The organism is Paractinoplanes rishiriensis, assembly GCF_016862375.1.
Taxonomy (GTDB): domain Bacteria; phylum Actinomycetota; class Actinomycetes; order Mycobacteriales; family Micromonosporaceae; genus Actinoplanes; species Actinoplanes rishiriensis.
Window position 1 is genome coordinate 49,223 of the sequence record NZ_BOMV01000055.1, and the last position, 15,221, is coordinate 64,443.

The 15,221-nt window shown below is 75.2% G+C and carries 6 protein-coding genes and 1 riboswitch; of the genes, 1 reads left to right on the plus strand and 5 read right to left on the minus strand.

What is annotated here, in order from left to right; all coding sequences use genetic code 11:
* Nucleotides 1–3: 3 nt before the first annotated feature.
* The 3 genes from Ari01nite_RS23005 to Ari01nite_RS23015 all read right to left on the minus strand — a co-directional run bounded on the left by Ari01nite_RS23005 (nucleotide 4) and on the right by Ari01nite_RS23015 (nucleotide 11,431).
* The gene (locus Ari01nite_RS23005) at nucleotides 4–5,157 is read right to left on the minus strand and encodes a diguanylate cyclase (RefSeq protein WP_239162937.1); all 5,154 of its coding nucleotides are present in this window, start codon (nucleotides 5,155–5,157) and stop codon (nucleotides 4–6) included.
* A 63-nt stretch (nucleotides 5,158–5,220) separates the two neighbouring features.
* Nucleotides 5,221–6,531 carry an L-serine ammonia-lyase gene (locus tag Ari01nite_RS23010; protein ID WP_203783808.1) on the minus strand — a complete coding sequence of 437 codons (1,311 nt, stop codon included), beginning with the start codon at nucleotides 6,529–6,531 and terminating at the stop codon, nucleotides 5,221–5,223.
* A gap of 126 nt (nucleotides 6,532–6,657) precedes the next feature.
* Nucleotides 6,658–6,753, minus strand: a riboswitch (glycine riboswitch).
* A 55-nt stretch (nucleotides 6,754–6,808) separates the two neighbouring features.
* On the minus strand, nucleotides 6,809–11,431 hold the full coding sequence (locus Ari01nite_RS23015; protein ID WP_203783810.1) for a P-loop NTPase family protein: 4,623 nt from the start codon (nucleotides 11,429–11,431) through the stop codon (nucleotides 6,809–6,811).
* Nucleotides 11,432–11,643: 212 nt separating this feature from the next.
* Between Ari01nite_RS23015 and Ari01nite_RS23020 the strand changes: the two genes are divergently transcribed.
* On the plus strand, nucleotides 11,644–12,828 hold the full coding sequence (locus tag Ari01nite_RS23020; RefSeq protein WP_203783812.1) for an aminotransferase-like domain-containing protein: 1,185 nt from the start codon (nucleotides 11,644–11,646) through the stop codon (nucleotides 12,826–12,828).
* Here the strand turns inward: Ari01nite_RS23020 and Ari01nite_RS23025 are convergent.
* A complete protein-coding gene (locus tag Ari01nite_RS23025) occupies nucleotides 12,809–14,206 on the minus strand; it encodes a hypothetical protein (RefSeq protein ID WP_203783815.1) in 1,398 nt (465 codons plus the stop codon). The genes Ari01nite_RS23020 and Ari01nite_RS23025 overlap by 20 nt on opposite strands.
* Before the next feature lie 73 nt (nucleotides 14,207–14,279).
* A complete protein-coding gene (locus Ari01nite_RS23030; RefSeq protein ID WP_203783816.1) occupies nucleotides 14,280–14,804 on the minus strand; it encodes an RICIN domain-containing protein in 525 nt (174 codons plus the stop codon).
* Nucleotides 14,805–15,221 lie beyond the last annotated feature (417 nt).

A 15,221-nucleotide genomic window follows, 5' to 3' on the forward strand; every position in this document is an offset into this window, starting at 1 on the left:
CCCTCAGGAAACCACGACCCGGTTCCGCCCGCTCTCCTTGGCGCGGTACAGCCCGTGGTCGGCGCGGGCCAGCAGCTGGTCCAGGGCGTCGTCGGACGGGTCCAGGTGGGTGAGGCCCACGCTGACGGTCACCGGCAGCGGGCCGGCCGAGGTCGCCACCGGCTCGTCCGCCACCGCCCGGCGCATCCGTTCGGCCAGCTCGGCGGCACCGCCCTCGTGGTCGGGCAGGACCAGGGCGAACTCCTCGCCGCCGTAGCGGCCCAGCACGTCGGAGTGGCGGATGCTGGCGCGCACCCGGGCCGCCACCGTGCGGATCACCTCGTCGCCTACGCCGTGCCCGTAAGTGTCATTGATGCTCTTGAACTTGTCGATGTCCAGCATGACCGCGGCCAGATCGCGTGAGCCGCGGCCGGCCGCGTCGACCAGGGCGCCGGCGATCGCGTAGAAGTGCCGGCGGTTGTGCTGTCCGGTCAGCTCGTCGGTGGTGGCCAGCTCCTGCACCCGGCTGAACAGGCGGGCGTTCAGGTAGGCGCTCATGCCCTGGGTGGACAGTGCCGCCGCGACGTGGACGTCGCCGTCGTCGAAGTTGTCCGCGCCGAACAGTGCGAGCCCGGCCCGGCCGTCCCGGTGCTGCAACGGTACGGCCAGCACGGCCGTGGCCCCGCCCAGCAGCGCCGACAGCTCCGGGCCGGCGTGGACCACCTCGGGCACCTGCCCGGCCGGCACCAGGTCGGCCGGTGCCGCACCCAGCGCCACCGGGTCGGCCTTGCCGGTCACGTCGACGACCACCGAGCCGTCCGCGCTCAGCAGGCAGCCCGCGGTCGCACCGACCTGGCCGCCGAGCATCCCGAACAGGGCGCTGAGCAGCTGCTTCGGGTCGTGGATGGCGCTCATTTCGGCCAGGCTGGCGCGCAGCATCTCGGCGAACGCGTGCTGCTGCTGCGCCGACCGCACGGCCAGGTGCAGCTGCGCGGCCCGGGCGGTCTCCAGCGACACCGCCACGTGGCTGGTCACGCCGATCAGCACCTCGACGTCGTCGTCGGTGAAGATGCCGCGGGCCAGCCGGCTGTCCAGGTAGATCACGCCGAGCGTGGTGCCCTTGAACTGCACCGGCACCACCAGGATGCTGCGCAGGCCGTGCACCACGGCGCTGCGCGAACCGAGCGCGGCGCCCTGCTCGGTGCCGGTCAGCACCAGCGCCTCGCCGGTGTCGGCGACCCGGCGCACGAGCGTGGCGCCATACGCGGTGGTCTCGGACAGGTTGGTGCCGTCGGCGTTGCGGCCGGCGTACAGGGCCGGTTCGCCGGTCTCGTCGAGCAGGAACATCATCGCCCGCTCGGCACCCAGGATGCGCAGCATCTCGTCCAGCGCCACCCGGGCCAGCTGTTGCGGGTCGAGCACGGTCGCCGCCGCGGCACCCACCTGCTGCAGCGCCTCCAGCCGGCGGCTGCGGCCGCCCTCGCCGCGCCGGTCCACCGCGGTGCGCCGGTTGGTGGCGCCGTCGTCCGCGCCGAACTCGGTGCGCGCCTGCCGCCGCCGCGACTCCCAGCCGTGCTGCGAGGCCAGCGCCAGCGCGATCCGGGCCTGCCGGTCCGACTCGTTGAGCAGGCCGAGCTGGCGGAACGAGCGGGCCCGGAACCGGGCCACCTCGAAGTGCACCAGCGGGGCGTCGAACATCCGGGCGATCTGCTCGGCCTTGTCGCTCCACTCGATCGACTTGCGCGCGTCGCCCTGCAACTGGGCCAGCGCCGCCTCGCCGATCAGGTACGCGGCGTTCAGCAGCGGCGAGCTCTTGCGCACCCGGCGCAGGTCGGCGACCGCGGCCTTGGCGTCGGCCAGCCGGGCCGGGCGCTCCTCCTCGGTGGCCATCCGCAGCCGGGCCATCCGGCAGTGCGACTGGAACGCGTAGAACCACTTGTGCTGGGTCATCAGCTCGCGCGGCTTGAGGCCGAGCGCGTTGAACTCGGCGACCAGGGCCTCGAACGGCTCGCCGAACTCGCCCTGCTCGATCGCCGCGCAGGCGGCCGCGACCAGCACGTTGGCCCGCTGCATCTTGGTGCCGGTGCCGTCCGGGAAGGCGGCCCGCAGCTCGGCCAGCGCCGCGGCGGCGTCGCCGTGCCGGCCGTGGATCGCCGGGATCATCACCGAGAGCATGGCGAACGAGGTGCCCCGCGCGTTGCCGAAGTCGGTGACCCGGCGCATCGCCCGGTCGTACTCCACCTGGCTCTCGGCGACGTAGCCGCGCAGCAGCAGCCGGATGCCGACGATCGCGGCGCCCGGGATGAGCTGGGCCGGGCCGAACCAGCGGGCGTGCTTGGTGACGGTCTCCTCCCAGGCGGTGCCGTCGTCGTGGCCGCCGAACAGGCCGGCACAGCCGCGCAGCCACTCGACGTACACCTCGAGGGCCGGGTCGCCCAGGTCGGCGGCGGTGCGCGCGGCCCGGTCCAGGCAGCGCTGGGAGGTCTTGCGCAGCTTGACCACCGCGGCGACGTAGCCGATCAGCGCGTACACCCGGACGTACTCGGGGCACGGGCCCAGGCGGTTCACCGCGTACATCGCCCGCATCGCGAAGATGCCGGCCTCGCGCAGGCGCATGCCGATACCGGCGGCATAGCCACCGGCGTCCAGGGTGGCGGCGAGCGCGGCGAGATCCTCGCGCTTGCTGCCCTCCGCGGTGCCAAAACCGATGCGGGTACGCCGGACAAGTCCACCGGCGGCGGCGATGCCGAGCGAGGACAGCAGCAGGCCGAGGCCGCCACCGGGCAGCGGCCGGCGCAGCTCGGCCAGGGCCGCGGCGGTGGCCTCCAGCGCCCGCGCGTCGTCCCACAGGGTGTGGTGCAGCTCGATCCGGGTGGTCAGCAGCCGGCCGCGGACCTGCTGGTCCGGCTCGGTCGCCAGGGCCTGGTCGAGGGTGGCGCCGGCGTCGGCGAACTGGCCGGCCCGCAGGTAGGCCAGCGCGAGTGGGTGCAGCAGCGCCGAACCCGGTGCCGGGTCGTCGGCGAGCGCGTCCTCCAGGTAGTCGATCGCGTCGGCCGGGGCCTGGTCGTCGAGGGCGCGCAGGCCGGCCGCGAGGGCACTGCGCCGGCGGGCCGCCGGCTCGACCGCGGCGCCGGCCCGGCGGTGGTGCCGGGCCACGGCGTACACGTGGTCGGCGTCGTGCAGCGCCTCGGGCAGGCTCTCCAGCGCGTCGGCGACCGACGCGTGCAGCCGGCACAGCCGCTCCTCGCCGACCCCGTCGAGCAGGGTCTCGCGCAGCAGCGGGTGCATGAAGACGAACCAGCCGCCGGCCCGGGCCTCGACCACCCGCCGGTCGACCGCGGCGCCCAGCGCGGCCACCACCCGGTCCTCGTCGCCGCCGGCCGCCACCAGCAGTTCGGTGCGGAACCGTGCGCCGGCCACCGCGGCGTTGACCAGGAAGTCCCGGTCGCCGGCGGACAGCGACGCCAGCCGCGACGCGAGCAGCGCGCGCACGTCCTCGGCCGCGGGCAGCGCGTCCGCGCCGGCCACGTCGAAGTGCCAGCTCCCCCACTGCGGGGTGAGCAGGCCGGCGTCGAGCACCCGCAGCAGGTACGCGACCACGGCCAGCGGCGTGCCGTCGGTGCGGGCCGCCACGTGTGCGACCAGGTCGGCCGACAGGGCGGCGCCGGGCAGCCGGGAGGCCACCAGCTCCGCGACGCCGGCCGGGTCTAGCGGCGCGCAGGTCAGCTCGAGGTCGGCCGGCAGCCCGGTCGGGTCGCCGGCGTCGTCCCGCTCGGTGAGCAGCAGCAGGGCCGGCAGCCCGGCCAGGTCCGGCACCAGCCGGTCGAGCACCTCGCGGCTGCCCGGGTCGAGCCACTGCGCGTCGTCGCAGAGCAGCAGCAGGCCGTCGTGGCGCCGGGCCAGGTCGGCCAGGAACGCGGCCGCGGCCGTGAACACGTGGTCCTCGCGGGCCTCGGCGCCGGTGCGGGCGGCGGCGCCGAGCAGCTCCTCGAGCCGCAGCGACAACCGGGCCACCAGGCCCGGGCCGGCCGCCGTGGCGGCGTCCCGGATCCGCTGCTCGGCCGCCACCCGAAGCGGCTCGGGCAGGTGTGCCACGTCCTGGAGGTAGCCGTCGACCGCGGCCCGCAGCGCGGCCAGCGGCAGCACCTCGTCCTCGTCGCATGCGGCGCGCAGCACCGGGCCTTCGCCGGCCCCGTCGGTGGCCCAGCCGACCGCCTCATCGGCGAGCCGGGTGCGCCCGGTGCCGGCCGCACCGCGGATCACCGCGACGCCGCCGTTGCCGCCGCGGGCCCGCTCCCAGCACTCGGCCAGCTGGGCGACCTCGGCGTCCCGGCCGCGCAGCGGCCAGCGGACCGCGGCCGGCTCGGCGGCGGCCTCGCCGCCCGGGCAGGCGCGCAGGTCGAGGAGCAGGGCGGCGGCGTCCGGGTAGCGGTCGTCCGGGTCCTTGGCGAGCAGCCGGGTCACCACCGTGACCAGGGTCGGGTGCAGGCCGGGGCAGAGCGCCGCGAGGTCCGGTACCGGGGCGGCCAGGTGCAGCCGGAGCAGCTCGCCGATGTCGTCGGCCGCGAACGGCACGTCGCCGGTAAGGCACTCGAACAGCACGACGCCGAGCGAGTACAGGTCGGACCGGCCGTCGATCGGGCGCTTGAGCATGCCGGACTGCTCCGGCGACGCGTACAGGAAGGTGCCGACCGCGCGGTCCTGCTCGGCGGCCACCTCGACGCCGAGCTGGGCCAGGCCGAAGTCGATCAGCTTGGCCGGCCGGCCCGGCGACATCATGATGTTGCCGGGCTTGACGTCCCGGTGCACCAGACCCACCCGGTGCGCGGCGGCCAGCGCGCGGGCCAGCTGGGCGGCGAGCGCGACCACCCGCTCCGGGGCCAGCGGGCCCTGGGCGAGCTGGTCGGCGAGCGAGCCGCCGGGGATGTGCTCGAGCACCAGCGCGGGCGCGCCGGCGAAGTGGCCGGCCGCGTGGATGGTCGGCACGCCGGGATCGTTGACGCAGGCGAGCAGCGCCGCCTCGCGCCGGAACGCGGCCAGCAGACCGGGCTCGGCCGCCTGGTCCGCGTTCGGGCGCTTCAGCGCATAGGTCTCGCCGCCACGCCGGACCCGGTGCACCGTGGTGAAGGCACCCCGCCCGAGTTCGGCCTCGACTTCCAGCCCGGTCAGATCGCTCACGGGTGTTCCGATCGGCAGGCCGGGCGCCGACCTGACCGGAAACGGCACCCGGCTGAGACCCGTTCAGCACTCCACGACGGTGACCGCGAGGCCGCCGCGCGAGGTCTCCTTGTATTTACTCGACATGTCCCGGCCGGTGTCGCGCATGGTGCGGATCGCGGCGTCCAGGCTGACCCGGTGGCTGCCGTCGCCGCGCAGCGCCAGCCGGGCCGCGTTGATCGCCTTGACCCCGGCGATCGCGTTGCGCTCAATGCACGGCACCTGCACCAGGCCACCGACCGGGTCGCAGGTCAGCCCGAGGCTGTGCTCGAGCGCGATCTCGGCGGCGTTCTCGGCCTGCTCGGGCGTACCGCCAAGAATCTCGGCAAGGCCTGCCGCGGCCATCGCGGCGGCCGAGCCCACCTCGCCCTGGCAGCCCACCTCGGCACCGGAGATCGACGCGCCGCCCTTGATCAGGATGCCGATCGCGGCCGCGGTCAGCAGGAACCGGACCACCCCGTCGTCGTCCGCCCCCGGCACGAACCGGCGGTAGTAGTGCAGCACCGCCGGGATGATCCCGGCCGCGCCGTTGGTGGGCGCGGTGACCACCCGCCCGCCGGCCGCATTTTCCTCGTTGACCGCCAGCGCGAACAGGTTGACCCAGTCGATCACGTGCAGCGGGTCGGTGTCGGTGCGGCCGCGCAACTCGCGCCACAGCCCCGGCGCCCGCCGCCGCACCCGCAGCCCGCCCGGCAGCACCCCCTCGGCGTGCAGGCCCCGCTCGATGCAGGCGCCCATCTCACGCCAGATGCGCAGCAGCCCGTCGCGGACCTGGTCACCGCTCCGCCAGGCCCGCTCGTTGGCGAGCATGAGCTGCGAGATCGGCAGCCCGGTGCGGCGGCACCGGTCGAGCAGGTCGGCGCCCGAGGTGAAGGGGTGCGGCAGCGCCGTCGTGTCCGGCACGGGTTCGTCACCCTCCTCGACCACGAACCCGCCGCCCACGGAGTAGTAGGTGCGCTCGGTGCTCCCGGCCAAAAAGCGCAGACCGTTGGGGTGGTACGGGAGTTTCCGGCGCCCGCTCCAGACGAGCTCGACGGGCACCGGCCGCTCGTTGTTGAGCAGCACGACACCGGTGGCCTGGATAGCGGCGACCCGCCGGGCCAGCCCACGGGTCTCAACGGTGGCCGGGTCCTCACCTTCCAGCCCGAGCAGCACCGCGGCGTCGGTGAGATGACCACGCCCGGTGGCACCGAGCGAGCCGAACAGCTCGCACCGCACCCACTCGGCTTTCGGCACCACGGCCGCGAACCGGCGGGCGGCGCGCATCGGCCCGACCGTGTGCGAGGACGACGGCCCGATCCCGATCGAATAGAGGTCGAAGGCACTGACCGGCATGAGGGGGCTCCCCTGCTCCCGAGGGTGGCCTCCCCGCTCTGTCATGGGTACCTGAGAGCTTCACCGCCGGCCGGCGGTTTGCACCGTGGGTGCGGGACCACGTCGTCCCGGCTTTCCAGAGTCGCCTGACCATCGGCGGTATCGGGGGCCTGAGAGCTTCCCGGGGAGGGTTTGCTCCTTCGGCGCCCCGGTGGCGGCCGGGGGCTCTCCCGCCGCGGCTCATGCGGCGCGATCTTCGATTGTGGTGCACCGAGAGTGACGCGTTTCCGCGGCACCGTCAAGCCGCGGCGGTTGCCGCGAGGCGCAGGTCGATCGCCAGGCCGGGGTCGGCCAGCAGGTTTTTCAGCGCCGCGCCCAGGGCCGGCCGCAGGGCCGGACGGCGGCGCAGCCACGCCACGGCCCGTTCCAGGTCGGCGGGATCGCCCTGCGGGTCACCGACGATGGCCAGGAAGACCTCGGCGGCGGCCGGCCGCGCGCCGATGCCGACCTCGGCCAGCGCGCCGGCGAGCTGACAGCGGTCGTCGCCGGTCGCGTCCGGAGCGGCGATCCGGCGGCGGAGCTCGGCGACCACCGCGTCGCGGTGCCCGGCGGAGCGGCGGGCGAGCAGCCTGGCGGCCTCGGCGGCGTCGGTGGCCGAGCAGTCCGGTCCGGTCAGCAGGTCGTGCAGGACCTCGACCGCTCCGGCCCGGCGGTCCGGCAGCTTGGCCAGCCACTCCGCGGCCCGGATCCGGTCGGCGGGGGCGGCGGTGGGCTCGGTGAGCAGGCCGTGCACCGCCGCGACGGCGTCCGGACGGTCGGCCGCGCTGAGCTCGGCCAGGCAGTCGGCCACGTCGATTCGCTCCGGGCCGCGCAACGGCCCGGTCGCGAGCAGGTCCCGGAGGCCGGTGATCGCGACGGTGCGGTGCGCCGGGAAGTCGGCCAGCCACCGTGCCGCCTGGATCCGGGTCGCGACCTCCACGGACGGGTCGGCCAGCAGGGCACCGTTGATCTCCGCCGCGGCGGTGTGGCCGGCCCGGTCGAGGGTGCCGAGCACGGCCGCGAGCTCGCAGCGGTCCGCACTGCTGCCCGACGCGATCCGCGCCTGCACCGCCGCCCGGGCGGCGGACCGGTGGTCCCCGCCGGCCAGCACGAGCTTGCGGGCCACCTCGGCGAGCGTCCAGCCGGTGACGGCCGGATCCGCCAGCGCCGCGGGCAACCGGGCCAGCGCCGCCTCTCGGTCGATGCCGAGGGCGAGCAGTTGCTCCGCGGCCTGGATCAACTGGTTCGGCCCGGGCGGATCTGCCAGCACCGCCGACAGCACCGCGGCGGCGGTCCGGCGCTGATCCGGCAGCTTGCCGAGGGCGCCGGCCAGATCGAGACGGTGCTGGTCGGTCCGGCCGGGCCCGGCCAGCATCTCGCGGAGCAGGGTTGCCACGCCGGCCCGTTCGGCACCGTCCAGCCCGGCCAGCGCGGTCACGGCGCTCTCCCGGACCCACCCGAAGACCTCCGGATCCTGCACCATGGTCCGCAGGCCGGCGACGGCCGCCGCCCGGCTCGCCGGCAGGCCGAGCAGCTCGTCGGCGGCGCGGAGCCGATCGGTGTGCTCGGTCCAGGGGTCGGCGACCAGGCCGGCGAGGATCGCGTGGGCCTCGGCGCGGCGCTCCGGGCACAGCTGGGCCAGCCGGACCGCGACCTCGACCAGTTCGCCGGTGTCCAGCGTGCCCGAGTCGAGCAGGCCGGTCAGCGAGGCGACGGCGGCGGAACGGTGCTCCGCCCGGGAGTCCACGATCATGCTCAGCACCTCCAGGGTGGCTTCCGGGTTCGCGCCGGCCTCCGCCAGAAGCGCGTGGAAGATCTTGTCGGCCTGCGCCCGGTGGGCCGGGCCGAGGTCGGACAGCACGGCGACGGCCTGGCTGCGGGTGGAGAGATCGCCGGCCGCCTCGGCCGCCACCGCCCGGCACGCCGCGGCGGCCTCGTCGACCGCGTCCGGGTACAGCTCGGCCAGTGCCCGCGCGGCGTTCAGCGCGTCGTCGGCGTCGGACCGCCGGCCGATCACCACCAGCAGCGCGGACCGCGCGTCCGCCCGGTGGTCCGGGCCCAGGCCGGCCAGGATCTCGGCGGCCGCCAGCAGCTCGGCGCTGCCCGCCTGCGGGTCGGTGACCGACCGGTGCAGGCCGGCCGCGATCTCGCCGGCCGATTCCGGGCTCAGCCGGGCGAGGGCCACCGCGGCCCGGGCCCCCGTCGCCGTCCGCACCAGCGCCAGCCCGGCCGCCCGGTGCTCGCCGCCGAGCTTGGCCAGCCCGGCCGCGGCCTCGTCGTAGACCCAGTCGTCGACCTTCGGCGTGGCCAGCACCTCGAGCAGGATCCGGCCGGTGAAGTCGTCGCCGGTCACGTCCGCGTCGGCCAGCGCGGACACGGCCCGCAGCCGCCACCACGGCGACAGCGAGGGTTCCTCGGCCATGGCCCGCAGCCGCTCGGCGGCCCGGCGCCGCTCGCCGGGCCCGCAGCCGAGCAGCAGCCGGGCGAGATACGTGGTGTGCCAGCTCTCGTCGTCCGACCGGGCCAGCGCCTCCCGGAGCAGGGTCACGACCTCGGACGGCAGCTCCTCGCCCAGGTCGAGCAGCGCCTCGGCCGCGTTGATCAGGTCGCCCGCCCCGCCCGGATGGTCGGCGCACATCGACCGCAGCGCGCCGGCCGCCTCGTCCCGGCGGTCCGGGTCCAGGTCGGCCAGCGCTCCGGCGGCCTCCAGCCGGTCGCCGGGCGCGGCCGCCGGATCGTGCAGGAGCCGGGTCAGCCCGGTCAGCGCGGCGTCGCGGTGTCCCGGACCGAACTCGGCCAGGGCCTGGGCGACCGCCCCCACCGACCGGCCGCCGGCCAGCGACTCGCGCAGGGCGGCCGCCGCCTCCGCGGTGTGCTCCGGTGCCAGCAGCACCAGCCCGCGGGCCAGGGCGATCCGCGCGTCCGGATCGGTGACCGCCCGGAGCCGGGCGCGGAGCGTCGCCACCGAGTCGGCGCGGTCCGCCTCGGGCGCGTCCAGCAGCAGCACCGCCGCGGCCGCCTGAAGCGCCGGATAGTCGCCGGCCTCGGACACCGTCGTCCGCGCCCACTCGCGCGTCACCGCGTTCCGGGGCAGCCCGCGCAGCAGCCCGGCCGGGCCGTCGTAGGTTTCCGGCCGGCGCCACGACTCGGCTGCGACGTACCGCAACCCGGCCCGGAGGTGCTCGGGACCGGCCGCGGCGCCCTCGCCGATCAGCACGACGGCCGCCCGCTGGTACGGCGGGCTGCCCCGTTGCAGCCAGCTCAGCAGCTCCCCGGCGTCGTGCCGGCCGGCCCAGTGGGCGAGCACCGCGGCGCCGATGCCCTCCCCGGCGACCGTCTGCCGGGTCCAGCCGGCCCACGCCGCCGTGCCCGGGTCGAAACGGTCCGGCAAGGTACCGGCGTGATACGCCGCCGCCAGGTGCTCGGCGAAGCTGTGGTGCAGGAAGCGCAGGCCGGCGCCGGCACCGACCAGCAACCCGGTGCCGGTCAGCGTCTCCCGCACGACCACCGGCCAGGACGCGGTCGGTTCGGCCGGGGCGATGCCGTTGGCCCGGCACCACGCGGTCGCGGCCGCGAGCAGCGGTTCGTCGCTGGCCACCCGGTGCACCGCGAGGTGCTCCACCAGTTCGCCGCGCCGGTCGTAGAGGGCGGCCGCGGCGCCGGCCCCGCCCACCCCGTTCATCCGGCGGCGCAACTGCTCGCGCAGCCGCGGGCGCTTGGCCGCGGTCGAGTCGCGAAGGTGGGCGAGGTACTGCTCGTACAGCTCGCGGCGGCTGCCCGGCAGCCGGCGCCGGGGATCGTTCAGATAGACCGCGAGCGCGATGGTGGCCAGCAGCGGGGTGCTGGCGACGTCCAGGTCGGCGTCGCGCAGCTCGGCCAGGAACCGGGCGGACACCTCGGCCGGGTCCGGGTCGCGGCGGGCGGCGACCACCCCGTCGACGAACTCGCGCAGCCGGGGCCGGGTGAACGGCAGGATCGTGCACACCGCGCTGCCGGCGCCGCTGAGCCGCTGCCGGGCCCCTTCGGGCAGCGGCCGGCTCAGGACCATCAGCCGCCACCGGGCGCCGGGCTGGGCCATCCGCTCGGCCAGCACGCCGACCAGGTCGCGGCGCTGCGGCTCGGGCACCTCGTCCAGGCCGTCCACGATGATCAGCCAGGTGAGGCCGTCGCGGTCCGGATCGATGGCGATCGGGCCGTCGGTGTGCTGGCCGAGCCCGGCAGCCGCGCGGGTGAGGGCGGCCGGCCAGTCCAGGTCGCGGTACCGGCTCAGATCCGGCGCCGTCACCAGCAGCGGCACCACCGGCTCGGCATGCGGCGCCGGGCCGTCCTCGAGCCAGGCCCGGGCCAGCCGGAGGGTCAGGTCGCGGGCCAGCGTGGATTTGCCGAGACCCGGGCCGCCCTCCACGATCACGTGCCGGTGCCGGGCCAGCACCCGCTCGATCGGCTGGGCCGGGTGCCGCCGCGGCCGCTCCCGCTCGTCCGGATCCGGGCCGGACCGGTCGTCCTCGGCGGCCGGTGCGACCTGCTGCTGCACGTGGACGGCGGACAGCCGGACCCCTTCGACGCCGGGCACCTGATAGGGCAGTTCCTCGGCGGCCCGGGCCTGGGCCTGGAGCAGCCGGTGGACGTCGGCGGGTACTCGCAACCGGCCCCACGCCGTGCGCCGGGTCCGCACGGCCGCCGCGGGCCTGCTCGTGGCGGACCTGGTCGTGGCGGACCTGCGGCCGCTGGTCAGGGCCAGCGCGAGGCCGATCAGCCCGACAAACCCGGAGATCACGCTGGACCACTCGTCGGCCCGGGACAGTCCCTGCCCGGCCAGCGCCACCCCGAGGCCGACCAGACCCGCGACGAACAACACCAATCCGCCGGCGATGGGAAGCATCCGTCCATCATGGCGGGTGCGTCCCGGGGCGGGGGCGGGCCCGCCGTCCCGGAGAGCGGGAAACGGCCAGTGGTGCGCGGCCCGATACCGCCTTTCGCCGCCACCTGAACCAACGCTAAGGTGGGATCCGGCTCCTTGATCAGGCAGCCCGCCGCATTCCCCCGGCCGCCACCCCGGCCGGACACCACATCTGCCTGACCAGGAGTCCCACCATGACGCTGCACGCACAGCGCCTCGCCGGGGTGGCCAGTTCCCCGGTCCGCGACCTGCTCGCGCTGATCAACCGCCCCGAGGTCATCTCGTTCGCCGGCGGCCTGCCGGCACCCGAACTGTTCGATGTGGACGGCCTGCGCGGCGCGTTCGACCGGGTGCTGTCCGCACCGGACGGGCGCCGCCACCTCCAGTACGCGCCCACCGAGGGCAACCCGGGCCTGCGCGCCCAGGTCGCGGCACGGATGACCGCCCGCGGCCTGCCCACCGGCCCCGAGCATCTGCTGATCACCACCGGTTCGCAGCAGGCGCTCACCCTGATCGCGGCGGCGCTGCTCGACCCGGGCGCGACGGTCGCGGTCGAGGAGCCGACCTACCTGGCCGCGCTGCAGTGCTTCCAACTGGCCGGTGCCCGGATCGTGACGGTGCGGGGCGACCGCGACGGCGTCGACCCGGACGCCCTCGCCCGGGTGCTGCGCGACGAGCGGCCCGCGTTGCTCTACCTGGTGCCGACGTTCGCCAACCCGACCGGGCGCACGCTCGCCGAGGAACGGCGCCGGGAGGTGGCCGGGCTGGCCGCGGAGCACGGGCTCTGGGTGGTGGAGGACGACCCGTACGGCGAACTGCGCTACCGCGGCGAGCCGGTGCCCGCGCTGGCCGCCCAGCCCGGCGCCGAGGACCGGGTGCTGCACCTGGGCAGCTTCTCCAAGATCGCCGCGCCCGGCCTGCGACTGGGCTGGGTGCGCACCCCGGACGCGCTGCGCTCCGCGCTGACCGTCGCCAAGCAGGCAGCCGACCTGCACACGTCCACCATCGACCAGGCGGCCGCGGCCGAATACCTCGCGCACACCGATCTGGACGCGCACGTGCGGGGGCTGCGCGCCGCGTACGCCACCCGGCGGGACGCCATGATCGCGGCGATGCCGCGGACCGCACCGGCCGGCAGCACCTGGACCGACCCGGACGGCGGCATGTTCACCTGGCTGCGCCTGCCCGGCCCGGTCGACACGGCCACGCTGCTGCCGGCCGCGCTGGCCCGGGACGTGGCGTTCGTGCCCGGCGCGCCGTTCTACGCCGGCCGGGCCGACACCGCGACGCTGCGGCTGTCGTTCACCACGCACACCCCCGGCGAGATCACCGAGGGCATGCGCCGGCTCGGCGAGGTGCTCAGCGCGACTGCTCCCTGATCCACTTCACGCAGTGCTTGTCGACGGCGGCGAACGGCACCCCGTACGCGTCGCGCGCCGCCTGGTCGTACTCGTTGTCCTGGGTCAGCACCAGCCGGACGAAGTCGAAGAGTTTCCGCTCGCCGTACTTCTTGGCCATGCAGTCGGCGGCGAAGTGGCTGAGCCCGTAGAACGCGTCGCCGGCCCGGTCCGACGACCGGGCGCCGGGCAGCGCGGGCACCATCGACTTGGCCGCCTTGCGGTTGAGCTGCCAGCGCACGCTGGACAGGCGCAGGCTGCCGGCGGCCGAGGTCGGCTTCCACCCGATGTACTCGGCGATGCCCTCGCTCAGCCAGGTGTCCTCGGCGGCGTCCGCCCGGAACGCACCGCTCAGCGTGATCACGTGGCCCAGTTCGTGCTGGAGCGTCAGCCGCAGCACCCGCGCGTCGGTCATCTCCTTCATCCGCAGCACCACGTCGATGCCGCGCATGTTGAGCGGCACCGCGAGGCCGATCGCCCAGGCGCTGTCGTTGCCGCCGTACCAGGACTTCCACTGCTTCTCGCCGGCCAGGAAGATCCGGTACCGGGACGGCGTGGTGCCGAGCATCGCCGCGTACCGGTCGTCCACCACGGCCGCCGCCTCGGCCGCGGCCAGCACGCGCTGCAGGTGTTTCTGCTGTCCCGCTGCCGCCGCCACGGTCACCCGCTTGCCCTGCGCGAAGGTCAGGTCGCCGCTCTCCCAGGGCAGGGGCTGACGCGGCTCCTTCTGCGGCGACGCACCGAGGTCGCTGATCACATAGCGCCCGTCCGCCGCTGGCTTTACTACGATTTTCTGTGAAATATACGGGGGTTTTGCCCACTCGGTGGCGGCCGATTCCGGGCACATCTCGGCGCCGAAGCAATAGCCGATGTCGACCCGCATCGACATCGCGGACGCGTCGCCCTTGACCGGTTGACCGACGCCCGGCCGGTAGGCGTAACGGGTCACACCGAGCGCCCGGAGTGAGCGGAACAGCTGCCGGTACCGCGTACGGAGACCGGTTTTGCTGGAATCGACGGCCGCGAGCCAGGCACTCTCGTCTCCCCGCAGCAAGGCCTCGGATTGCGCGGTGAGCGCAGCGACCGCCAGGTCATAAGGCGCCGACGGAGCACTCGGCGCGGCCGGAGCGCTGGTGGCGGCAACTGCCGCGTCGGTGGGCTCCGCGTCGGGCCGCAAAACCACAAAACCCAGCGCCAGTACGCCGAGAGCACTGCCGGCGGCGACCAGGGCTTTCCCTTTGCTACGCCGCGGCTTCTCCGGCTCCGGCGGCGGCGCGGCCGGGGGCTCGTAGCCGGCGTCACTGGGCGCGCGCTGGGCCGGGATCGCCGGGGTGACGGTCTCGGGGCCTTCGGGGGTCATGGTCAATCCTCAGGGTCAGCTCGATGGCCCCAAGATCTAACCAGCTTCCGCGCCGGCGCGTGCACCCGTCTTTTTACTCCCCCAGGAAGGGCCCCGCGACGAGCCGCACGGTCCACCGGCGCGACCGTTCCCCGTCACACTGGTACTGCACCGCGACCCCGCTCTCGGCCGCGCTGCCCCCCGCGATGGTGAGGCACTTGCCGCTGTGCACGTTGGCCAGCTGGGCATCCGAGCTGGGCAGCAGCGTCGTACTCTTCAACGTCCACTGCCGCGCCGGCCGCCCGTCACAGGCGAACTGCACCGCAAAGTCGTTGTCGTCGCGCCCCTCCCCCGCCACGGTGAGGCACTTGCCACTCTTCACGTTCTGGATGACAAATCTCCCACCCAGCGAAACCGGCAGGAATCGCCACCGATAGGCGGGCTCCTTGGTGCAGGTCCGCTGGTTCAGCTTGGCGTTGTCCGCCATGGCCGCGCCCACGGTGGTGAGGCACTTCCCACTGTTCACATTGACCAGCTGAAACCCCAGCCCGACAACGTCACCGCCACCGTCCCGCCCACCGCCGGCCTGCGAAACCCCCAGCACTTCCGACCAGGGCATCCCAACCCGCTCCAACACCCGAACAGCCGCCACCCCGGCCCCCACCCCGGCCCCGTCCCCCGCCCCACCTTCTCGCGCGTCGGCGACACCCACTCCCCCAGCCGACCCGGCCACAGCAGCACCCGCACCACCGACCGGCCCGGCCGCAGCGGCACCCAGCACCGCCATCCCCACCCCGGCGGAAACCACAATCCGGCGCCCAAGCCAGCCCATCCCACACACCCCCGACAGCCGAAGATCAGCACCGCCACCCTAACGACCAGAAACCCTTTTATCCGTTTTATGCGCTTTTAGCGATCGGTGGCGAGTCGCCCACCCACCGAGGCGCGTCCACCGAAGGCAATCCGGAGTGGCCCGCAGGCAGACCGCCGAGCACAGCCGGGACACGCCCCGCACCGTGACGGCCATCCCGAAGAG